The organism is Pseudonocardia sp. ZF1 (assembly GCF_056835605.1).
Window position 1 is genome coordinate 749669 of the sequence record NZ_JAJNBY010000001.1, and the last position, 21437, is coordinate 771105.

Genomic DNA, 21437 nt, shown 5'->3' on the forward strand with positions numbered 1-21437 from the left:
GAGAACCCCGAGCAGAGCAAGAACAGAGCCAGATCAAGAGCCGCACACCGAGGCATCACGATCCGAGGGGGCGGGCCGGCCTCCGGCCGGCCACGCCGCACGGCTTCTGCCGCGGGCGCCGAGAACGCCCGCCGGGCGGCCGGGAGCGGGTGGTCGACGTGCTGAGGATCGCCACCGGCTACTCCCCGGAGTACCTGCTCAAGGAGGTCGCCACCGGGCGGGAGAACTACTACACCGGTGCCGTCGCCGAGGGCGAGCCGCCGGGCCGCTGGTGGGGCGCCGGAGCGGAGAAGCTCGGCCTGCGGGGCCTGGTCGACGCCCAGGACATGCGCGGGCTCTACGAGCGGTTCCTCGACCCGCGCGAGGACGGGTTCGGTGACCCGGACCGGTGGGACGAGGTGTCCACCCTCGGACACACCGGACGCCGGTACCTGTCCGAGGACGAGCTGTACGCCCAGGCGTTGGACAATGAACCGGACGCGTCCGCCGAACGGCGCGCCGAGCTTCGGACGGAGGCGGGCAAGGCGGCCCGGCACAACGTCGCGTTCCTGGACATCACGTTCAGCGTCCAGAAGTCGGTGACGCTGCTGCACACCGCGTTCGAGGCCAAGGAGGTCGCTGCCCGTCGCGCTGGGGACGAGGAGACCGCCGCGGCGTGGGGCGAGTTCCGCCAGGCCGTCGAGGACGCCATCTGGGCCGGGAACAACGCCGCGCTCACCTACCTGCAGGACAAGGCCGGGTACGTGCGGATCGGGCACCACGGCGGCACCGCCGGCCGGTGGGCGGATGCGCACGGCTGGACCGTGGCGTCGTTCTTCCAGCACGACTCCCGCGACCGTGACCCGCAGCTGCACATCCACAACGGCACGCTGAACCGCGTCGAGGGCCCGGACGGCGTCTGGCGCACCCTGGACTCCCGCGCGATCCACCGGTGGCGGCCCGGCGCCGCCGCGGTCGCCGAGCGCACCTGCGAGGAGCGACTCGCGCACTCGCTCGGCACGCTGTGCGCGACCCGCCCGGACGGGAAGGCCCGCGAGCTCGTCGGCGTCCCGGCCGAGGCGATGTCGCTGCTGTCCTCCCGACGGCACGCGGTGACCGCGAAGCAGGCCGAGCTGGTCGAGGCGTTCGAGGCCCGCTACGGCCGGGCCCCGAACGGACTGGAGCGCGACCGTCTCGCCCAGGAGGCCACGCTGCGGACCCGGGCGCGCAAGTCCCACGACGGCGAGACGCGCGAGGAGTTCCTCGACCGGGTCAACGGCAAGGTCCGCGACGAGATCGCCGGCGGGCTGGAGGGGATCGCCGACCTCGCCCTGGCCGCACGCCGTGAGGGCGTCGAGCCGATGGCGTTCAACCCGGAGGCCGTCATCGAGCTGGCGCTCGCCGACGTCGCCGACCGCAAGTCCGGCTGGACCCGCGCGGACCTGGTCCGCGCGGTCAACGCCGCCCTGCCCGACTACCTCGGCACCCCGGACGGCGCCCAGGTGGCCGAGCTGCTCGACCAGCTCACCGATCGCGCGCTCGAGTACGCGGTCCCGATCGAGACCGCGCGGCCCGCGGCCGAGCTGCTGCCCGCCGACCTGCGGCTCGCCAACGGCGAGTCCGCCTACGTCGCCCCGGGTGGGCGGGTCTACTCGACCCCGGACCAGGTCCGCTCGGAGCGGATCCTGTTGGCCGCGACCAGCGCCCGCGACGGCGCCGCGCTGACCCCGCAGGCCGTCGGACGGTTCCTCGACGGGCTGCGCTCGGGCGGGGTCGAGCTGGGCGCCGACCAGGCCGCCGCGGTCCGCGGGATCCTCGCCTCCGGGGCCCGGGTCGAGACCCTCGTCGGCCCAGCAGGGACGGGGAAGTCCTACGTCGTCGGCACGCTGGCCCAGGCGTGGACGGACCCGACCCTGCGCCACGACGGCACCCACAGCCGGGTGTTCGGGCTCGCGACCAGCCAGCAGGCCACCGACGTCCTCGCCGCCGAAGGGCTGACCGCCCGCAACGTCGCCGCCTGGCTCGGCACCCAGCAGCGGCTCCACACCGGCGCCGCCGAGCGTCCGCACCGGCCGGAGGACGAGCCGTGGCGGCTGCGCGACGGGGACCTGGTCGTGATCGACGAGTCCGCGATGACCGACACCGCCGCGCTGTCGGCGATCCACCAGCACGCCGAGCGGGCCGGGGCGAAGCTGCTGCTGGTCGGTGACCACCGCCAGCTCGCCGCCGTCGGCGCCGGCGGCGGGATGGAGCTGCTCGCCGCGGCCGGGTCGAGCTACGAGCTGACCGACGCCCGCCGCTTCACCGCCGAGTGGGAGCGCGACGCCTCGTTACGGCTCCGGGCCGGGGACCAGACGGTGCTGCGCGAGTACCACCAGCAGGGCCGTGTCCTGGACACCGGCACCCGCGACGACGCCCAGACCTCCGCCGCCCGGGCGTGGGTCGCCGACACCCTCGACGGGCGCCGCTCGCTGCTGCTGGTCGACACCAACGAGGAGGCCGCGCAGGTCTCGGCGCAGATCCGCGCCGAACTTGTCCGCCTCGGCCGGGTCGACGCGCACGGCACCCTGCTCGGACGGCAGGGCACCTACGCCGGGGTCGGGGACCTGATCCAGGCCCGGGAGAACGCCTGGCACCTCGACGGCTACGAGGGAAACCGCCGCGCGATCCGCAACCGCGACGACTTCCGCGTCACCGCGCTACGCCCCGACGGCAGCCTGGAGGTCACCACCGACCTCACCGGCGCGGGCGAGGGGGAACGGTTCGTGCTGCCCGCCTCCTACGTCGCCGAGCACGTCGCCCTCGGCTACGCCGGGACCATCCACACCGCCCAGGGCGCCACGGTGGACACCACGCACTCGGTGGTCACCGCGCGCACCAGCCCGAACGCGCTGTATGTCGGCATGTCCCGCGGCCGCGGCGCCAACACCGCCCACGTCGCCACCCGCACCGCGCCCGAGGACCCGGCCGACGGCAGCGCAGAGCGCCACGAGCTGCACCGCGACCCCGTCGCCGTCCTCGCCGGGATCCTCGACACCCACGACCAGGTCACCCCGAAGTCGTCGCTGGCAATCGCGACCGAGTCCGCCGACCAGGCCGGAAGCGCCCGCACCGCGGCCGAGCTGCTCGCCGATGCCGCCCAGCTCGCCGCCACCGAACGCACCGCGCGCTCCCTGGACCGGCTCGTCTCCGACGGCGTGCTCACCGACGACCAACGCGCCCGCATCGCCGCCGAGGACGGCACCGGCGCGTTGACCCGCATCCTGCGCCGCGCCGAGATCGCCGGCCGCGACCCCGACCGGGTCCTCACCGACGCCGTCACCCACGGCCCGCTCACCGGGGCCCGGAACCTGTCCAACGTCCTGTACTCCCGGATCCGCGACCACCACCGGTTCGACCCCGTCGGCGACACCTGGACCGACTGGGTCCCGCGCACCGACAACCCCGAGTGGAAGCAGTACATGGCCGGCCTCGCCGAGGCCGCCGACCGGCGCGCTGCCCGACTCGGCGCCGCCGCGGCCCAGGACCCGCCCCGGTGGGCGCTCGACGCGTTCGGCGAGGTCCCCGCCGACCTCGTGCAGCGCGTCGGGTGGGAGGGCACCGTGGGACGGATCGCCGCCTACCGCGAGGTCCGCGGCCACGACGACCCCACGGAGGCCCTCGGCCCCGCCCCGAAGCCGGGACAGGTCGAGGAGTTCGCCGCCTACCGTGTCGCGTGGCGGGCGCTCGGGCGGCCGGAGATCGACCGCGAGCACCTGGAGCTGTCCAACGGCCAGCTCCGGATGCGGGTCCGCGCCTACGAACGCGAGCTGGCCGCCGCGCCCCGCTACGTCGCCAACGAACTCGCCGGAACGCGCCAGTCCGCCGACGACCACCGCCAGACCGCAGCGCTCCGACGAGCCGAAGCTGAGACGGCGATCGGCGACGCCGGGCGCGAGCAGCTGCTCGGCGACGCGGCGCGGTCCGCGCGGCTCGGGGAGCTGCTCGACCAGCGGGCCGAACAGCTCCAGCAGGTCGACGACGCCCGCGCTGCCTGGCTCGCCCACACCAGCCAGACCCGCGTGCAGGCCGACCTGTCCAAGGCCGAGCTGACCGCACGCGGCGCAGCCGACGACCCGGACGAGAGGGTCACCGCCGCGGAGTGGAAGGCCGCCCACGACGCCGCGCTCGCCGAGGACGAGCAGCACCGGGAGATCACCGAGGACGACGTCGACCTCGACGACCGTGCCGAGATCCACGACGCCGGGGCGGGGGAGACTCGGCACCGCGACGTCCGCGAGGTCGCGGACGAGCAGCCGGCCCCGGTGCTGGAGGACGTCGTACGGGTCCCGGACGCCGAGCAGACCGCCGACAGCGTCCAGCACGCCGGACGGGTGCTCGATGAGATCCTCTACCGCGACAGCGCGGACGAGGCCGCCGCCGACGACCACCGGGCCGAGGAACTCACTCGCTGGCACGGCAACGACCAGGAAGCCGCTCGCGAGTACGAGGCAGCCGGCTGGGGCGACGGCGAGGACTAATCAGGTGCGGGGAGCCGACCAGGCGGTCGGCTCCCCGTTCTCGTCCAACGGGGGCGGGCCCTCGTTGCGCCAGGCCCAGCGCAGCGTCGCGCGGATGCCCTCGCACCAGCCGGGGCGCTGCTTCAGCAGCCAGGGCTGGCGCTCCGCCATCAGTTCGGCGGCCTGGTACTCGGCTTCGATTGAGTCCTCCGCCGCGGAGATGGCACGGTCCTCGACCGGAGATCGTGCTGGGTGCGAGCAACCCCGTGCAGGAACGTAGTGCGCGTCAGCTAACCACATGCACGTGACGATGATGCCGGACGTATACCAGTGGACAATCTTGTGTTGGCCGTACGCGTCGGCTTGCGTCTGTGCGGCGGCCCAGACTGCACCGAACTCCGCGCGAGCGACCCGGAGGTTCCGCGCCGGGACCCGGTGAAGAGCCTGGTCAACGGCTGTCATAGCCACATGCTCTCACCGAACACCGACAACGAACGCTCTCGCTAAGCAGATGAGTCGGTCGCAGCTCGTGCCGGGCGCTGTAACCACGGGGGGCTCGTCCTCGATAGCCCGCACATAGACTGTGACCGGAAGGTGCGTACGTTGGCGCGACTCGAAGAAACTCTCAAAGGTGCGATCGGCTTCTTCTGGGAGTTTCAGCGGCCGAAAGATCTTGATTCTGAGCCTGCGCGCGGGCATGTTGCATTACATGATAGTCAGTGGCTGGTACTGGATACCCTCGACGAACAGCCCCTTGAGAGCTTTGCGGAAAGTGATGGCGAGAGCCGCAAGTGGCCTGCATCGATCGTCGGCGCAACAAGCGAATCTGGAGTGATGCTGCTGAATCAGCGTTCAAGCGGTCATCAAATTAGGTTCGGAGTCGGACGTGCCTCAACGCGCCATTCGCGCTTTCGCACCATGCTCTCGGGGGTTGATAGCGACGAGCTTCGCTCTCCCAAAATGCGGGGGATCCGCATAGAGATCCCTGAGGGTTTGGACTGGTCCGGAATGCAAGCCTTATCGGACGAGCGCGAGTATCACGAAGATGGATCGAGTCGACTCGCCAAGGTCACAGTTACGTTGGACGCAGGTAATCAGGAGCTAGTCATTCAGCCTGGAGGCGGCGTGCGTATCAGCCTCCGTCCCACGTGGCGGATAGACGGCCCGGATGAGCTCCGGACTCTCCGCGCAGGCCTCCTTGTTGAATGCACAACAAAGAAGGCTCGCAACTTTGACGATCTTGCCGTTCATGTGGATGCAGTTAAACAGCTATTGCATCTCTGTTTTGGTCGAGAGGTAGAGATATCCAACGTTCGCGCGCTTCCGGACTACAAGGATCCGTCTGAGACATGGGCTCACGCCTGGGATGATCGATTCCTGTCGAAGGCCATCAAGGAGTCCGCTCCACCTCGATCTGGTAAGAAGCCGCGCTTTCCGTTGATCGGCTTGGCTGACCTCGGGTCCAGTTTGGCAGTGCGTCGCTGGATGAAGTTCTACTCAACGCATGGGCGATTCATGGGGCCGGTGCTGCACGGTATTCGGATCGGGTCGTCAGTCCCTGTTGAGTCTCGCTTACTAAGCCTGGCTGTCGGCATCGAGTACTTCGTCGCCGCAAACCGATCCAAGAAGAAGGCATGGGCTGCAGACCGTCATATCAATCGTGCACTCGCCAAGTACGCAGGTCGACATTTCGAACAGTGGATCGGCGACGTGGAAGTGTGGGCCGACGAAATGCAATCGACTTATAATTCTATTAAGCATGATCCGGCCCGGGCTGTTGACCCGCTTCGGATACTTCTTCTTGTGCAGACTGCAGAAGGTCTCATGTCGAGCGTTGCTCTCAGTGAGATATGTGGGCGGAAATCTGTTGTTCGCCGCTACCTTGCTGATCATCGGTTAGAAAGCATCGGTCGCCGCTTTCGGGAGGAGTTCGGTACCTGATTGACAGTCGTTGTTGCAGTGGGACTGATTGAGGGTTGCGCACCCTGTTGCGGCAAAGCGCGCGGCGCAACGAGCAGCGCGCAAGTCGGGCACGGCAGTCGATCTCACCGGGAATGGCGTTCCGCTCCAGATCGCGCCGAGCTACATCTGGGCCGATCGAGTCTCGATCTCGCGGGCTTCGATCGAGGGCGCGACGGCAAATCCTGGAAGCGGTCGAGCCCGGGCAGCCCTGACGGCATTGAGGATGACCAGTACTTCGGCGGCCTCGTGGATGACGACGACGGTGGTCAGGCCGAGCACGCCGAGGGCGGCGAGCGGGATGAGAGTGCCGATGATCAGCAGTGAGAAGCCGACGTTCTGCAGCATGATCGTCCGGGCGCGCCGGGCGTGGGCGAGGTTCTGGGGTAGGTGACGCAGATCCTCGCCCATGAGGGCGACGTCGGCGGTCTCGATGGCGACGTCGGTGCCCATGGCGCCCATGGCGATGCCGACGTCGGCGGTGGCGAGAGCGGGGGCGTCGTTGACGCCGTCGCCGACCATGGCGACGGGGCGGCCGCGGGCGATGTCGGGAAGCATCGCGGCCTTGTCCTCGGGACGCAGCTCGGCGTGGACGGTGTCGATGCCGGCCTGCCGGGCGAGGGTGTGGGCGGTGCGCCGGTTGTCGCCGGTGAGCATGGCGACCTCGATGCCGAGGTCGCGGATCCGGCGGACGGCGTCAGGGGCTTCGTCGCGGAGTTCGTCGCGGACCGCGACCGCACCCAGCAGTGTCCCGTCGCGTTCGAGCAGGGCCACGGTGGCGCCGTCGCTTTGCAGGCGGGCGACGTCGTCGGTGAGGGGGCCGGGGTCGATCCAGCTGGGCTTGCCGAGCCGCAGTGCTGCGCCGTCCCGGGTTCCGGTGAGGCCATGGCCTGCTACGGCGGTGACGTCATCGGCGGGGGCGAGCGTGATGGCCCGTGCGGGGTCGGCGGCGGCGTCGAGGACGGCGCGGGCGAGGGGGTGCTCGCTGCGTGCCTCCAGGGCGGCGGCGGCCTCCAAGACCTCCCGCGCGGCGTGTCCGGCGGTGGCCAGGATGGCGACGACCTCGGGCCTGTTGCGAGTGAGGGTGCCGGTCTTGTCGAGGGCGATCACCCGGATGCGGCCGAGTTCCTCCAGAGCGGCGCCGCCCTTGACCAGGGCGCCGTGTCGGCTCGACGCGCCGATCGCGGCGACGACGGTCAGAGGTACCGAGATCGCGAGCGCGCACGGGGACGCGGCGACGAGTACGACCAGCCCTCGTTCGATCCATATCCCGGGGTCACCCAGCAGCGATCCGAGCGCGGCGATGAGCGCGGCGAGCACCATGATGGCCGGGACCAGGGGGCGGGCGACGCGATCGGCGAGGCGCTGACCGGCTCCCTTGCGTTCCTGGGCCTGCTCAACGATGTGCACGATCCGGGCCAGTGAGCTGTCCGAGGCTAGGGCTGTGACCTCGACCTCGATCGCGCCGCCGCCGTTGATCGTGCCCGCGTGCAGGGTGTCGCCGGGGCCGGCCTCGACCGGGACGGACTCCCCGGTGATGGCAGAGGTGTCCAGGCTGGTCCGGCCGGTGCGGATGACGCCGTCGGTCGCGGCGCGCTCGCCGGGCCGCACGACGAGCAGGTCGCCGACGACAAGGTCGTCGGGGGAGACGGTGAGCTCACGGCCGTCGCGGATCACGGTGGCGGTCGGGGGCACCAGACCGAGCAGCGCCCGTAAGCCTCGTCGGGTCCTGGTGACCGCGTAATGCTCCAGGCCCTCGGCGACGGAGAACAGAATCCCGAGCAGCGCGGCCTCGGCGACCTGCCCGAGAGCGACCGCACCGATCGCGGCGATGGTCATCAGGGTGCCGACGCCGATGCGGCCGTGGCGCAGGTTGCGCAGTGCGCCGGGGACGAAGTTCCACGCCGCGATGACGGCCGCGGCCAGTTCGATCCCACCGACCAGCGTCGTCCGACCCGTGGCGAGGGCGTCGATCGTCAAGGCGGTCGCCAGCAGGAGCGCTGCGACAGTGGCGAGTTGCAGCTCCCGGACCTGCCAGATGCGGGCGGGTCCCTCGTCGGCCCCTGACGGTGTGTTCGTCGTGGCCTCTGGGCCGCAGCAGTCGTCAGACACGGTCGGCTCCTTCGACTGCGACGTCCTGGTCGAGGTCCAGCAGCGCGCCCAGCACCGACGCCCCCCGTTCGGACAACCGGTACATGACCATCCGGCCGTCTTTGCGGGAGATTACGACCCCCGCGCTGCGGAGCTGACGCAGATGATGGGACACCAACCTCTGCGATGCGCCGACGATCCACGCGGTGTCGCACACGCACAGCTCGTCCCCGGCCAGCAGGGCCACCGCGATCCGCAGGCGTGTCGGCTCGCCCAGTCCACGCCCGATGCCTGCCGCAGGTTCGAGGCTCGCCACGCCTGGAAGCTCCGTGCGGATTCGTTCAGCGCGGGGCAGATCCAGGCACAGCAGCTCACATTGGTCGTCGATCGACATCCAAATATACTAACACTCATTTGTATGTAAGAACTCGAGGCAGGTTCAGTCGAAGTGGCTGCTGGCGCTCGCCCTACCGGGACGTTCATCTCGGCGTCGTCTCCGGCAGCCCGACAGGCGCCGCGACTCGCGATCACGGCCTCTCCGGTCACGAGGGAGCTGAGAACGACCCGTCGACGTCAGCTCAACGCATCGATCGATGCGGAGCGTCGTCACTCTCCCTTAGGTTGTGTGGTCGCCCGTCCTGCCGCGGACCGGCCTGAGGGACGTGGCCAAGGTGTCGCGAGGTCGGTCTGTTCGGCCGGCGGGCCTCTGTCGTTCTCAGCAGGTTCTGGGTACGTCGACGCCGATCGGATGCCCATCTCCGACTCGGGACTTGGGCAACGTTCGGAGGGGATGGCGGTGTTCTGGACCGTGTCGCGATCATGTGCGACGTCGACTACCCGTTCTGGCCACGGCCGGAACGGGGCACCAGCGTCATGCGGCGTCAGCCCGCCGACGGTGCTCCGCCCCTGGCCTCTCGCTCGGCGGAGGCATTGACGACCTGTACCTTGTCGCCCTCCACGAGGTCGTTGAAGAAGGCTTCGGCCTCGGGCAGGTCGAGTTTGACGCAGCCGGCGGAGGCGCGTTCGCGGTCCCCACCGTGGAAGGCGACCCCACCGTCTGCGAAGAAGACCGACCAGGGCATCGGGGCGGGGTTGCCGTCGGGGCCGGTGAACTCGCCGCTCTTGTGGTCCTTGTTCTTGCGGTAGACGCGGAACGAGTGTCCCAACGGGGTCTCCTGCCCGGCGCCGCCCGAGGCGATCGGAACGGGGCCGCGGGTCACCTTGCCGTCGCGGATGAGCCATGCGCGCTGCGTCTCGAGGTCAACGCATGCCCGCGTCGAGATCGCGCACGGCGTGTCCGGCGTGATCGCCTCGGCGTGGGCCTGGGCGGCGACATCGCTCTGTTCGATCTCGGCGAGAGCGGTTCCGGCCAGCCCGATGCTGGCTGCCGCGACGAGCGTGGCCACCAGGACCTTGCCTCGCATGACGCGTCGAGGGCTTCGGTTGCGCAACAGTTCTCCCTGGTCGTGTCGTGACGGGCTCGCACTCGGTGTAACGACCGGGTGCCCGTCCTGTCACCTACGACGTCTGGGCGGCGCCCAGGTTGTCACGCTGTGCGATGTCGCATCGCGGTGAGTGACCGAACGGAGCGAGCTGTCGGTAGCCCGGGCCGCCTCCGAGGGATCAGCCGGTGGTCGTTAGCCTCCGGACCATGGGAAGGAGGGATGTCGTGGGTCGTATCAACACGTCATCCCTGCTCGCAGTCGTCGTACTCGGGGTTCTTGGCCTCGGCCTTCTCACCGGTGGCCTCGCCGCCGTCGATGCCCCGGCGCCGGTCGCTGCAGGGCAGGCACCGCACAGCTGCCACGGTGCTCCTCTCCAGGATGTGGACCACTCCACGGCTGTCTCCGCGCGAGGCGCCGCGGACCCGTTCGACGTGCCTGCGGACCGTACGTGCACCGTCGTCGCCGTTGGGGCTCCCGTCGCGACCGAGTCTCCGCTCTCCCGCCCCACGGACCGGTCACCCCCCACTACCGGTGCTGCCTCCATCACCGAGTTGCAGGTCTTCCGGATCTAGTCGCGCTGCGCCCCCGCATGTCCGCAGCCCCGACAGATCCGGATTCTCGTATGCCGTCGCACCCGTCTGTCCGATCGACCGTCCCCGCTCCGCCGCCCTCGGGAGCCGGCATCTGCGCCGCAGCTGCATTCGGCGCTCTCATCGTCGGCGCCCAGGCCACGTACGACCAGCTCGACCCGCGCGACGATGCCGACGTTCATCTCGCGGCAGCGCTCACGCCGACTGAGCTGGGCGCATCGTCGACCTCGGTCGCCTCGATCAGCAGTGGACTCCGACCGATCCGTTCCGTCGAGCCGCCGTCGAGAGCAGATTCCGACCAGCTCGCCGCACTCGCCAAGGGTGCCCGTATCGGCGAGACGGAGCGACGACATGCCGACATGGACGCCCGGCTGCGGAGCGCGGGGGCGCCGGCGGTCTCACTCACAGATGGGGAGGCCACGGTCCAGCCCGTCACCGGCCGCATCACCTCGACGCCCGGGCCGCGGTGGGGGACGACCCACTACGGTCTGGACATCGCAAACCGAATCGGGACCCCGATCTTCGCCGTCGCCGACGGGATCGTCGAAAGATCAGGGCCCGCCAGCGGATTCGGGCTCTGGGTGGTGATCCGCCACGCCGACGGCTCCCGCTCGGTGTACGGCCACATCAATCGCGCATTCGTCGCCGTGGGCGAGCGGGTCTCGGCGGGGGAGCGCATCGCCGAGGTCGGTAACCGCGGTCAGTCCACCGGTCCGCACCTTCACCTGGAGATTCGCCAGGGCTCGGCGTCCGGCGCGAAGGTCGACCCGGTCGCATGGCTGCGCGATCGCGGGCTGACGCTGATATGAGCTGACATGAGCGGTCCCGGCCGCCGTAGCCGATCTCCGTAAAGCCGCGACGAGTTGAGCCATCCGACGATCGAACGACGTTGAGTACTTGCGTCCGTAGAGGGACCGACCAGAAGGTCGTGGCCGACGGTCGCTAGGTTGCGGTCACGAGGATGACGTCGGGGAGCCGACCGGGAGGTGGACGTGCGTTCGGTGGTGTCGCTCGCGACGAGCAGTCTGGCCGTGCTCCTCCTGCTCGGTGTCGTACTGAGCTCCCTAACGGCCTGCTTGTCGCCCGGCGTAGACGGGACGGCGGCAACTGTCGTCGCAGCGGAGCCCATGGCGGGCCCGGCGAAGGACGAACCGCCGGCCCAGTCGCCGGCCGGGTCCGATCCGTGTACTCCCGAGAAGCCCTGCCAGCACGTCCCCGAGCGGGCCCGAGGCGTCGAACATGCGCTCGGGCGGACCGGGGCAACCTCCTGTGACGCCGTACAGACCGTCTCGGAGTCCGACCTCGGTCCGCGTCATCCCCTGGAACGGCCCGGACCCCCTGCCTCGACATCGAGCCCGGTTCCGCCCGTAGCCGTGCGCGCCCCCGTCGCGGCCCTCTGCGTCGACCGGAACTGAGCCACCGGCGCGTCGACACCGCACCACTTGCCCGATCTGGGTGCAGGTGTCGAGTAGGCCGTCGCCGTCTCCTGACTCCTGTTCCCGATCGTCCGCGGCTCCAGGCCGCCTGCCCGAAGGGCATTTCCATGTCACGCTCCCAGCGCACGACCCAGCCGTCGGCCACCCCGCCGCGGCGACGGCTGTCGAACACGACCCTGTCGCTGGTCCTCATCGGCGCCTTCCTCCTCGTCGTCGCCACGATGTACGCCGTCACCCGCGCCGGTTCGGACTCCCCGACCAGCAGCTCGGAGGCCGCGGCGATCGCCGCGCGGCCCGACAGCCACAGGCTGTCCGCCGCGCCCGGTTCCACGGTCGACTTCGTCGAGTTCCTCGACTTCGAATGCGAAGCCTGCGGCGCGGTCTACCCCGCGATCGAACAGCTGCGCCAGCAGTACGGCGACCGCGTCAACTTCGTCATCCGCTACTTCCCCGGCCCCGGCCACGTCAACGCCGAACCCGCTGCTCGAGCCGTCGAGGCGGCCGCCCGGCAAGGACAGTTGGAGGGCATGTACCGGCTCATGTTCCAGACCCAGGCCGAGTGGGGCGAGCAGCGGGTCCCGATGGACGACCGCTTCCGTGGCTACGCCGAGCAGCTCGGTCTCGACATGGCCCGCTACGACGCCGTCTACGGCGACCCCGCCACCCTGGACCGCATCCGCGCCGACCGCGACGATGGCCTGACCCTCGGTGTGCGCGGAACCCCCACCTTCTTCGTCAACGGCGAGCAGCTCGACCCGCGGTCCTACGGCGACCTGACGGCGAGGCTGGACGATGCCCTGGCCGGGCCATGAGGAGCGCTCCTACGCGGCTTCCGCCTCACGCGGGCCGGGCTTACCGATTCGGTCCTGGTACGCCCAGGCGAGCACGCCGAGCGCGACCAGCATGCGGCGAGGTAGCCAAAGGCGACGGTCTGCGAGACGACGGTGTAGAGCAGGCCCGCCACGTTGCCTGCTGCCTGGACGGTGGCGAGCATGCCGAAGGCGGATTCGAGGCCGACGGCGCCGCGACGGTGCGGTCGCCGCTGCTGCGCGACCAGGACCCCCACCTGATCCACCTGTGGCGTCGCGAGCAGGGGTTTCTGGTTCCCCGAGGCGGAGCGGGGTCGGTCGCGACGGCTGCCGATCTTTCCGGGTTGCGGGTCGCCCGTAGGGAGACCGGTGCCGGTACGCGGGTGCTGCTGGACCAGCTCCTCCTCGGCGCGGGAATCGCGCCGGAATCCGTCCCCGGACCGGAGCTGGCGTCGCACCTCGAATGTGGGCTCGCGGTCGCCGCTGGAATTGCCGACGTCGCACTCGGTCTGCGGTCGGCGGCCCGTGATCTCGACCTGGAGTTCGTGAGCGTCGGGTGGGAGCCCTACGAGGTCGTGGTTCCGGCGGCGACGCTGCCGGCGGCCCTGCGTCTTCTCGACGGGCTCGCCGTCCCGGCTCTCCGGGCCGGTATCGAGGCGCTCGGGGGCTACGACCTGGCGGATGCTGCGACTGTCCGACGGCTGGCGCCGGGGTGAGCGAGAGTCGATCCGCCTCGACGGCTCTGCTCGCCCATCTGTCGGTCGGCCGAACGCGCGGCCGACGCGACGGGTCTCCCGGCCGGCCGGGAGACCCGCGACGAGATCAGCGGTCGGCGCAGCACGAGGCAGGCGGCGCGCCGTCCGGGACGGCCATGGGCATGATGGATCCGTCCTGGCCGTAGTCCGGGGAGTCATCGGTGACGGTGTAGACCTCCCACGGCTCGTCGCCGGGTCCGTGTACCCACACCTTGTCCTGCCGGGCGTAGCAGCAGGTGGTGTCGTTCTCCACCTGTGTGAACAACCCCAGCTCGGACAACCGCTCGGTTGCCTCCTGCACGGTGGCCGTGTCGTCGACCTCGACGCCGAGGTGGTCGAGCACCGTTGCCTTGCCGGGCTCGCCCTCGATCAGGACCAGCTTCAGCGGCGGCTCGGCGACGGCGAAGTTCGCGTACCCCGGGCGGCGCTTCGCCGGTTCCACCCCGAACAGCGACCGGTAGAACGCGATCGAGCCCTCCAGGTCCGACACACGCAGGGCGAGCTGCACACGGGACATGACCCCTCCTTGTTTCGACAACTGCCGAGACAGAGGTTGCGCCGATGGTTCGATACTTGTCAAGATAGACGCATGTCGAAGCAAGGTCCCGAGCTGCCGTTCCTCGGCAGCGGTATCGAGTGCTGCTCCCCGCTGGTCGCCGAGCCGTTGTCCGGCGAGCAGGCTGCGGACCTCGCCCGGGTGTTCAAGGCGCTCGGCGACCCGGTGCGGCTGCGGCTGCTGTCGTTGATCGCTTCCCACGCCGGGGGAGAGGCGTGCGTCTGTGACCTGACCGACGTGTTCGACCTGTCCGGCCCGACGATCTCCCACCACCTCAAGGTGCTGCGCGAGGCCGGTCTGATCGCCGGGGAACGGCGTGGAACGTGGATCTACTACCGGGTCCTGCCCGACGTCCTCGGTCGTCTCGCGGGCGTCCTCGCCCCGACCGCCACCGGCCAGAGCGTCGCGGAGGCGACCCGATGAGCTCCACGACGCACCGCGGCGACGTCGTCGCCCGCCTGTCCACCCTGGACCGGTTCCTCCCGGTCTGGATCGTCGCGGCCATGATCGCCGGGCTCCTGCTCGGTCGCCTGGTCCCCGGCATCGCACCCGCGCTCGACGCGCTCGCCGTCGACGGGATCTCGCTGCCGATCGCACTCGGCCTGCTCGTGATGATGTACCCGGTCCTGGCCAAGGTCCGCTACGACCGCCTCGACACCGTCACCGGCGACCGCCGCCTGCTGATCAGCTCGCTGGTGCTGAACTGGGTCCTCGGGCCTGCGCTGATGTTCGCGCTGGCCTGGCTGATGTTGCCCGACCTGCCCGAATACCGCACCGGGCTGATCATCGTCGGGCTGGCCCGTTGCATTGCCATGGTCATCATCTGGAACGACCTCGCCTGCGGCGACCGCGAAGCCGCCGCCGTGCTCGTCGCCCTCAACTCGGTGTTCCAGGTCATCGCGTTCGGTGCGTTGGGCTGGTTCTACCTCGTCGCCCTGCCCGGCTGGCTCGGGCTGCCCGTCACCGACGTCGCGTTCTCCACCTGGGACATCGTCAAGTCCGTGCTGGTGTTCCTCGGCATCCCGCTGCTCGCCGGCTACCTGACCCGCCGCATCGGTGAGCGCGCCAAGGGCCGCACCTGGTACGAGGAGCGCCTGATCCCGCGGATCGGACCGTGCGCGCTCTATGGCCTGCTGTTCACCATCGTGCTGCTGTTCGCGTTGCAGGGCGAGGCGATCACCTCCCAGCCGCTCGACGTCGCCCGGATCGCGCTGCCGCTGCTGGCCTACTTCGCCCTGATGTGGGCCGGGTCCTACGCCCTCGGCCGCGCCGTGGGCATGGGCTACGAGCGCACCACCACCCTCGCGTTCACCGCCGCGGGCAACAACTTCGAACTCGCCATCGCCGTGGCCATCGGCACCTTCGGCGTCACCTCCGGCCAGGCCCTCGCAGGGGTCGTCGGGCCGCTGATCGAGGTCCCCGTTCTCGTCGCCCTGGTCTACGTCTCCCTGTGGCTGCGCCGTCGATTGTTCCCCTCCACCGCCACCCCGGTGTCGAACCCGTCGACTCCACCCTCCGTCTGACGCCCGAGGAAGTGCGCCATGCCCGTTCAGCCCACCCGGCCCGTACCGGAGCACCGTCCCGACATCGAGAGCTACGCACTGCTCAGCACCGACATGCGTCTACGACGAGCAGCCGAGGACGTCGCCGCCCAGTTCCGCGGTGTGTTCGCAGTCGAGACGGTCCAGGCCTGCATCGAGGAGTCCTACCGGCTGCTCGCGGCGACCGCACGCATCTCCACCCACCTCCCCGTCCTGGCCACACGCTTCGCCCGCGACCGGCTCACCGCCGTCGCGCTCACCCAGGGAGACCTCGTGTCCACCGCCCCGGAAGTCCTGTTCGTCTGCGTCCACAACGCCGGGCGCAGCCAGATGGCCGCCGCCCTGCTCGCCCACCACGCCGGCGGCGCCGTCAACGTCCGCTCCGCCGGATCCGCACCGGCCGACTCGATCAACCCCGCCGTCCGGGAGGTCATGGCAGAGATCGGCATCGACCTCGACCACGCTTTCCCCAAGCCCCTGACTACCGACGTCGTCCAGGCCTCCGACGTCGTCATCACCATGGGCTGCGGCGATGCCTGCCCGGTCTTCCCCGGCAAGCGCTACCTCGACTGGCAGCTCGACGACCCCGCAGGTCGGACTGCCGACCAGATTCGCCTCATCCGCGACGACATCGACGCGCGCGTGCGAGCCCTGCTCACCGAGCTGACCGCTGACCGCAGCGGTTCGTCCCAGGCTGTTGTCCTGTCGTGACCCGCCCCGCCGTGCTGTTCGTCTGTGTCCGCAACGGCGGGAAATCTCAGATGGCTGCCGGGCTGATGCGTGCCACAGCCGGTGATCGCGTCGAGGTGCACTCCGCAGGAACCAGCCCCGGGGAGAAGATCAACGCCCTGTCCGCCGAGGTCCTGGCCGAACAGGGGGTCGACATCAGCGGGCAGACCCCGCGATCGATCGACCCCGAACTGCTGGAGCGGGTCGACCTGGTCGTGACCCTCGGTCGAGAGGCACACGTCGACGCCGGCGACGTCGAGACCCGCAACTGGGACACCGACGAACCGTCCGAACGAGGGATCGGCGGTATCGAGCGCATGAGACTGGTCCGGGACGACATATCCCGTCGCGTCGCCGATCTCGCTGCCGAGTTGGGCTCGGGCTGAGAGGTGTCCGGGTATCGGCATCCGATGTCAGACGGCCCCTGATCGTGGGGCGTACATGATCACCGCGACTCCGGCGATGCAGGTGAGTGCTCCGATGACGTCGTAGCGGTCCGGCCGGAATCCATCGGCGACCATGCCCCAGGCCAGAGATCCGGCGACGAACACTCCGCCGTAGGCGGCAAGGATGCGACCGAAGTTGGCGTCCGGCTGGAGCGCGGCGACGAAACCGTAGAGCCCCAGGGCGAGGACGCCGGCGCCGATCCATAGCCATCCACGGTGCTCGCGGATTCCCTGCCAGACCAGCCAGGCGCCACCGATCTCGAACAGTGCGGCGACGACGAACAGTGAGACGGACTTGAGGATCAGCACAGGTCACTTCCGGTGGCGTCGGGGAGAAACAGGTCGCGCAGCACCGGAGTGGCGTCCGCCGGGGCGGTCGCGACGAGGCGAGTGCTATCACGGGTGATGGTGAGGGTGAACTGGAGGAACGGGCAGCAGCCCACCTCCTCCGACACCAAAGCGGTGATCTCGGCGGTTCGAGGGCCCGGAATCTCGACGCGGACCGAGCCGTCGTCGAGGTGTTCGGGCGCGGTCCCGCCGAGGGCGGTGTGCCAGCGGCTCAGTCGAACTGCGTGGTCCCTGGGCGAAAGGGAGCAAGCAACCACAACGTCCGACGTAGAAGGTGGGTCGGCAGCGTCCTTCGGCGCGGCCGGTGTGTGGCTCAGGAAAGCACAGTCCGGGTCACACGGTGAGTCCCTGGACGGGAGGGCGTCGAGCCTCCTGTGCGCCTCCACCAGATCGTCGCGCAATTCGTTGAAAACCATCAGGCGAGCGTCGAGATCTGCGATCTGCTCGTTGACCAGTGGGAGGAGTCGTCTCCGGACGTCGCGGCACATCCCGTCCTGCCACACGTCGAGCAGGTCACGGATCCGGACCAGTGGTATGCCGAGATCCTTGGCGGCCGCAATGAACCGGACACGTTCGACGTCGTGATCGTCGTAGGCCCGATATCCGCTTGCCGTCCGACGGGCCGGCAGAAGGCCCCGGGTCTCGTAGTAACGCAACGTCGTGGCCGGAACGCCTACGCGCTCGGAGAACTGGGAGATGCGGTAGTCGACCACGCCAGCGACGCTAGACCTTCGACCACGGTCGAAGGTCAAGCCTGGATCGGGCCATCGCGCTGGAGCGTTGATAGCTGGGCCCCGTCGGCCGGGTAGACGTTCGATCCGAGGTTCACTGGTCGGTCCACGAACTGCACGACATCGACACCAGCCATGCCCGATCTGGTACCGGTAGCGCAGGCAGCCACCCGGGATACCTGACCTGCGGACGCCGACACGCCAACTACGGTTCAGGAGGTCGAGCGGAGGGGCTCGTGGCTGACCTGGCCGGTCACGGACCGGTCGTGTGAGCCGGTCGTGGTCCGATGACTACCGCTCGGCGTCCGCGAGAGACCTCGATCAGTCCCTCCTCCCGTAGAAGCGAGACGGCGCGGTGCGCAGTCCCGACCGCGCAAGAGTTGGCGACGGCGAGTTCGGCCATCGTCGGTAGGGGCGCTCCCGGCGGAAGGGTGCCGTCCTGGATCTGTTGACGGAGTGCCGCGGCGAGCAGCTCGTACGGCCCCGCCCGCTGCACCGCGGGCTTCGGCTGCGGGAGCACCGTGGCGATCGTCGCGGCGGCCCGCCGGTCGGCTTCCTCGACCCACGCCGCGTACACCCGCAGGGTCGTCGCTCCGCCGCTGCCGTGCCCGAGTCGTCCGGCGACGGTCCGGATATCGACCCCGGCCGCGACCAGCTCGGTCGCGGAGTAATGGCGGAGCGAGTGCAGCCGGGTGCTGCGCAGCTTCAAGCGGACGGCGAGCCGTCGGTAGCGCTGGCTTATCGCGCGGGGCGCGTAGGGCGTCCGTCCGTCGGGCGACGGTGAGAACACGAACCCGTCGGGAGAGAAGTCGACGCCGAGTGCGCACAGTCTGCTTACCCAGAGGTCCCGTTGTGTGCGCAGCAGATCGACGGTGTGCGGGTCGAGTGCGACCCGGCGCTTGCGGTCGGTCTTCGTGGACTTCTCGACGACGCCGGCCTTGGACTGGGTGTTGCTGCGCTGGACCCAGACGGTGGCGCGGTTGAGGTCGACGTCGTGCCAGCGCAGGGCGGAGATCTCGCCGCGGCGGGGGCCGATGAGCATCGTCAACCAGAGCAGCAGGCCCCACTCCGGGTCGCGCCATGCCTCGTTGAGGATCGCGGCGGCCTCGTCGGCGCTGGGCGGGTCGGGCTCGGCCTTGCTCGGTGCCGGGGCTTGGGCGATGGCGGCGGGGTTGACGCCGAGGTGGCGCCAGCGCACCGCCCGGTCGAGCGCGGCGCGGAGGATGTAGTGCACCTTGCGGGTCGTGCTTGCGCTGAGCGGTCGGCACTCGTGCCCGGGGCGGGGGCGGCCGGTGCAGAGCGTCCGGCACCGCTGGAGGCGGGCGTAGAACCGTTCCAGCAGCTCGGCGTCGAGCTTCCCGGCCTGGAGTTGGCCGAACGTGGGTAGCACGTAGAGCCGGATCAGGTCGTCGTAGCGTTCCTGTGTGGTGGGCTGGAGGTCGGCGACCTCCAGCCACTGCGCGATGGCCTGGCCGACGGTGATCGAGGACTTCGGCTGCTTGTTCTCGTCGACCTGGCGCTGGAGCTTGGTCAGCGCCTTCTTGGCCTCGGCGTGCGTCTTGCAGGTCTCCCGGAGCTTGCGCTTCTTGCCCGTCAGCGGGTCGATGCCGGCGAACACCTCGGCGCGGAACGAACCGCTCGGCAGCTCCTCGATGTAGCCGCGTGACCTGCGCTTCTGCGGGGGCATAGGCGGACCGTAGCCAAGTTTGACCCCACAAATGGCCCCACGGCCGTCTGTCGTTCGCGATCGTGAACAGCGTTTCCGCTGGTCACGGTGTTGTGCCCCCGGCAGGATTCGAACCTGCGGCACCCGCTTTAGGAGAGCGGTGCTCTATCCCCTGAGCTACGAGGGCCTGACGGGAGCCTACCCGGACGCCTCCCCGCCGGACCGCCGGTGCCGCCCGCCGCGCCGCGGAACGGCGGATCCGCCGTTCCGCGCGGAATTCGGGAATCGTCGCCGTGACGTCGCCCACTACGACACCGGAAGGCTTCTGCGAGTGCACGGCGACAGCGACCTCCTCGCAGCCGGAACGGTGCCACGAGCCGCGTCGACCTGCGGATTCGTGGTTCGGGGACGATGTCGCCGCCACCTCGCAGTTCACGCCGGGAGGCTGCTGCTCCCCGCTGGCAACTGATCCGTTGGGGCGATCGGGAAATCGTTCTACGGTCCCCGCAGTCGACGGGGGAGGGCCAGTGCGATCGCTGTTCCGGAACACGCGGTTCCGCCGGTTGTTCACGGCCCAGGTCGTCGCTCTGGTCGGGACCGGGCTCACGACGGTCGCGCTCGGGCTGCTCGCCTACGACCTGGCCGGCGAGCGGGCCGCGCTCGTCCTCGGCTCGGCGCTGACGATCAAGATGGTGGCCTACGTCGTCGTCGGGCCGGTCGTCGGCGCGGTCGCCGACCGGGTCCCGCGACGGATGCTGATGGTCGGCGCGGACGTCGTCCGCGCGGCGGTCGTGCTCGTCCTGCCCTGGGTGACCGGGATCTGGCAGGTGTTCGTCCTGGTCGCGGTGCTCCAGGTCGCCTCGGCGACGTTCACCCCCGTGTTCCAGTCGGTCATCCCCGACGTCGTCCCCGACGAGCGGGACTACGCCGGGGCGCTGTCGGCCTCGCAGCTCGCGAGCAGCGCGGAGACGGTGCTGAGCCCGCTGCTGGCCGCGGCGGCCGTCGCGGTGACGAGCTACTCGACGCTGTTCGTCGGCACCTGTGCCGGGTTCGTGTTCTCCGCGGTCGTCGTGGCGTCGACGGCCGTCCCGCCGGTCGCGGGCCGCGCCCAGGGCGGCTTCGCGACCCGGCTGCTGCTCGGGGTCCGGCTGTTCCGGGCGGTCCCGCAGTTGCGGGGGCTGCTGGCGCTGAACGTCGTCGTCGCCGCGGTGGGGGTGGTGTCGCTGGTGACGACGGTGAACGTCGTCCGCGACCTGCTCGGCGGCACCGAGGCCGATGTCGGGCTGCTGCTCGCGGTGTCCGGCGCGGGCACGGCCGCGGCGGCGCTGGCCTCCCCGTGGGTCGCCCGGCGGCTCCCGGTCCGGACGGTGATGCTGGCCGGCGCGGCGGTCTCCTGCCTGGCGGCCGGCGCGACCCTGCTGCTGGCGGCCGCACCGTCGTGGACGACCGCGGCACTCGCGTGGGCGCTGGTCGGCTTCGGCCCGGGGTGGATCATGGTCAACACCGGTCGCCTGCTGCGCACCTCGGCCGGGCCCGGTCAGCGGCCGGCCCTGTTCAGCGCGCAGTTCTCGCTCTCGCACGCCTGCTGGCTGGTCACCTACCCGCTCACCGGCTGGCTGGTGGTCTCGGCCGGCTGGACGGTCACCTGGTCGGTCCTCGCCGCGCTCGCCGTCGTCGCGCTCGGGGTGGCGGTCACGGTCTGGCCGACGGCCGGCGCCGACCTCGTGCGGCACCGCCACGACCACGACGCCGACCACGCCCATGTCGTCACCGCCAGCCCGTCGGTGCACGGGTGGACCCACGCGCACCGGCTCGTCGTCGACGACCAGCACCCGCACGGACCCGTCCCGGTGTGAC

At 70.3% G+C, this 21437-nt stretch carries 18 protein-coding genes, 1 tRNA gene and 1 pseudogene; 11 read left to right on the forward strand and 9 right to left on the reverse strand.

Annotation, left to right across the window (positions count from 1 at the left end; genetic code table 11):
- Positions 1-158 precede the first annotated feature (158 nt).
- On the forward strand, positions 159-4499 hold the full coding sequence (gene mobF, locus ZF1_RS03780) for a MobF family relaxase (RefSeq protein WP_482636479.1): 4341 nt from the start codon (positions 159-161) through the stop codon (positions 4497-4499).
- Here the strand turns inward: mobF and ZF1_RS03785 are convergent, their stop codons facing one another.
- On the reverse strand, positions 4500-4649 hold the full coding sequence (locus tag ZF1_RS03785) for a hypothetical protein (RefSeq protein WP_482636480.1): 150 nt from the start codon (positions 4647-4649) through the stop codon (positions 4500-4502).
- 432 nt (positions 4650-5081) lie between these two features.
- Between ZF1_RS03785 and ZF1_RS03790 the strand changes: the two genes are divergently transcribed.
- The gene (locus tag ZF1_RS03790) at positions 5082-6419 is read left to right on the forward strand and encodes an ApeA N-terminal domain 1-containing protein (protein ID WP_482636481.1); all 1338 of its coding nucleotides are present in this window, start codon (positions 5082-5084) and stop codon (positions 6417-6419) included.
- A 141-nt stretch (positions 6420-6560) separates the two neighbouring features.
- Here ZF1_RS03790 and ZF1_RS03795 read toward each other — a convergent pair whose 3' ends face one another.
- The 3 genes from ZF1_RS03795 to ZF1_RS03805 form a co-directional block, all read right to left on the reverse strand.
- Entirely contained in the window at positions 6561-8549 is a 1989-nt protein-coding gene (locus ZF1_RS03795) for a heavy metal translocating P-type ATPase (RefSeq protein ID WP_482636482.1), read from the reverse strand.
- Entirely contained in the window at positions 8542-8922 is a 381-nt protein-coding gene (locus tag ZF1_RS03800) for an ArsR/SmtB family transcription factor (protein WP_482636483.1), read from the reverse strand. The genes ZF1_RS03795 and ZF1_RS03800 overlap by 8 nt, the downstream gene beginning before the upstream one ends.
- Before the next feature lie 487 nt (positions 8923-9409).
- Positions 9410-9934, reverse strand: coding sequence for a L,D-transpeptidase (locus ZF1_RS03805; RefSeq protein WP_482636484.1), 525 nt, complete (start codon positions 9932-9934; stop codon positions 9410-9412).
- Positions 9935-10595: 661 nt separating this feature from the next.
- Between ZF1_RS03805 and ZF1_RS03810 the strand changes: the two genes are divergently transcribed.
- The 3 genes from ZF1_RS03810 to ZF1_RS03820 all read left to right on the forward strand — a co-directional run bounded on the left by ZF1_RS03810 (position 10596) and on the right by ZF1_RS03820 (position 13524).
- Positions 10596-11372 (forward strand): M23 family metallopeptidase, encoded by a 777-nt coding sequence (locus ZF1_RS03810; protein ID WP_482636485.1) that lies wholly within the window; start codon positions 10596-10598, stop codon positions 11370-11372.
- A 734-nt stretch (positions 11373-12106) separates the two neighbouring features.
- Positions 12107-12811 carry a DsbA family protein gene (locus ZF1_RS03815; RefSeq protein ID WP_482636486.1) on the forward strand — a complete coding sequence of 235 codons (705 nt, stop codon included), beginning with the start codon at positions 12107-12109 and terminating at the stop codon, positions 12809-12811.
- Entirely contained in the window at positions 12808-13524 is a 717-nt protein-coding gene (locus tag ZF1_RS03820; RefSeq protein WP_482636487.1) for a substrate-binding domain-containing protein, read from the forward strand. Before ZF1_RS03815 ends, ZF1_RS03820 begins: the two co-directional genes overlap by 4 nt.
- Before the next feature lie 106 nt (positions 13525-13630).
- On the opposite strand, the gene ZF1_RS03825 is transcribed toward ZF1_RS03820, so the two are convergent.
- Complete coding sequence (locus ZF1_RS03825) at positions 13631-14080, reverse strand: ArsI/CadI family heavy metal resistance metalloenzyme (RefSeq protein WP_482636488.1); 450 nt, start codon at positions 14078-14080, stop codon at positions 13631-13633.
- A 72-nt stretch (positions 14081-14152) separates the two neighbouring features.
- Between ZF1_RS03825 and ZF1_RS03830 the strand changes: the two genes are divergently transcribed.
- The 5 genes and pseudogenes from ZF1_RS03830 to ZF1_RS03850 all read left to right on the forward strand — a co-directional run bounded on the left by ZF1_RS03830 (position 14153) and on the right by ZF1_RS03850 (position 16775).
- Positions 14153-14542: an ArsR/SmtB family transcription factor gene (locus tag ZF1_RS03830; protein WP_482636489.1), complete on the forward strand. Its 390-nt coding sequence runs from the start codon at positions 14153-14155 to the stop codon at positions 14540-14542.
- The gene (gene arsB, locus ZF1_RS03835; RefSeq protein ID WP_482636490.1) at positions 14539-15642 is read left to right on the forward strand and encodes an ACR3 family arsenite efflux transporter; all 1104 of its coding nucleotides are present in this window, start codon (positions 14539-14541) and stop codon (positions 15640-15642) included. Before ZF1_RS03830 ends, arsB begins: the two co-directional genes overlap by 4 nt.
- A 93-nt stretch (positions 15643-15735) precedes the next feature.
- Positions 15736-15903 (forward strand): annotated as a pseudogene (locus ZF1_RS03840) (three-helix bundle dimerization domain-containing protein); the annotation flags it as partial.
- A 30-nt stretch (positions 15904-15933) separates the two neighbouring features.
- Entirely contained in the window at positions 15934-16371 is a 438-nt protein-coding gene (locus tag ZF1_RS03845; protein ID WP_482638671.1) for an arsenate reductase ArsC, read from the forward strand.
- Positions 16368-16775, forward strand: coding sequence for an arsenate-mycothiol transferase ArsC (locus tag ZF1_RS03850; RefSeq protein ID WP_482636491.1), 408 nt, complete (start codon positions 16368-16370; stop codon positions 16773-16775). The genes ZF1_RS03845 and ZF1_RS03850 overlap by 4 nt, the downstream gene beginning before the upstream one ends.
- Positions 16776-16802: 27 nt before the next feature.
- Here ZF1_RS03850 and ZF1_RS03855 read toward each other — a convergent pair whose 3' ends face one another.
- From ZF1_RS03855 to ZF1_RS03870, 4 genes are all read right to left on the reverse strand, one after another.
- The gene (locus ZF1_RS03855) at positions 16803-17144 is read right to left on the reverse strand and encodes a YnfA family protein (RefSeq protein WP_482636492.1); all 342 of its coding nucleotides are present in this window, start codon (positions 17142-17144) and stop codon (positions 16803-16805) included.
- Positions 17138-17896, reverse strand: a complete 759-nt coding sequence (locus tag ZF1_RS03860) for a MerR family transcriptional regulator (RefSeq protein WP_482636493.1) — start codon at positions 17894-17896, stop codon at positions 17138-17140. Before ZF1_RS03860 ends, ZF1_RS03855 begins: the two co-directional genes overlap by 7 nt.
- Before the next feature lie 271 nt (positions 17897-18167).
- A complete protein-coding gene (locus ZF1_RS03865; protein ID WP_482636494.1) occupies positions 18168-19601 on the reverse strand; it encodes a tyrosine-type recombinase/integrase in 1434 nt (477 codons plus the stop codon).
- Positions 19602-19694: 93 nt separating this feature from the next.
- Positions 19695-19767: transfer RNA gene (locus ZF1_RS03870), tRNA-Arg, on the reverse strand.
- A 340-nt stretch (positions 19768-20107) separates the two neighbouring features.
- Between ZF1_RS03870 and ZF1_RS03875 the strand changes: the two genes are divergently transcribed.
- Positions 20108-21436, forward strand: coding sequence for an MFS transporter (locus ZF1_RS03875; RefSeq protein ID WP_482636495.1), 1329 nt, complete (start codon positions 20108-20110; stop codon positions 21434-21436).
- Position 21437: the final 1 nt, after the last annotated feature.

Excerpts from the sequence above, each read along its gene's own strand:
- ZF1_RS03785 (WP_482636480.1), bottom strand. The coding sequence starts at position 4,649 with ATGGCGGAGCGCCAGCCCTGGCTGCTGAAGCAGCGCCCCGGCTGGTGC.
- ZF1_RS03800 (WP_482636483.1), bottom strand. The coding sequence starts at position 8,922 with ATGTCGATCGACGACCAATGTGAGCTGCTGTGCCTGGATCTGCCCCGC.
- ZF1_RS03810 (WP_482636485.1), top strand. The coding sequence starts at position 10,596 with ATGCCGTCGCACCCGTCTGTCCGATCGACCGTCCCCGCTCCGCCGCCC.
- ZF1_RS03815 (WP_482636486.1), top strand. The coding sequence starts at position 12,107 with ATGTCACGCTCCCAGCGCACGACCCAGCCGTCGGCCACCCCGCCGCGG.
- ZF1_RS03820 (WP_482636487.1), top strand. The coding sequence starts at position 12,808 with ATGAGGAGCGCTCCTACGCGGCTTCCGCCTCACGCGGGCCGGGCTTAC.
- ZF1_RS03825 (WP_482636488.1), bottom strand. The coding sequence starts at position 14,080 with ATGTCCCGTGTGCAGCTCGCCCTGCGTGTGTCGGACCTGGAGGGCTCG.
- ZF1_RS03830 (WP_482636489.1), top strand. The coding sequence starts at position 14,153 with ATGTCGAAGCAAGGTCCCGAGCTGCCGTTCCTCGGCAGCGGTATCGAG.
- arsB (WP_482636490.1), top strand. The coding sequence starts at position 14,539 with ATGAGCTCCACGACGCACCGCGGCGACGTCGTCGCCCGCCTGTCCACC.
- ZF1_RS03865 (WP_482636494.1), bottom strand. The coding sequence starts at position 19,601 with ATGCCCCCGCAGAAGCGCAGGTCACGCGGCTACATCGAGGAGCTGCCG.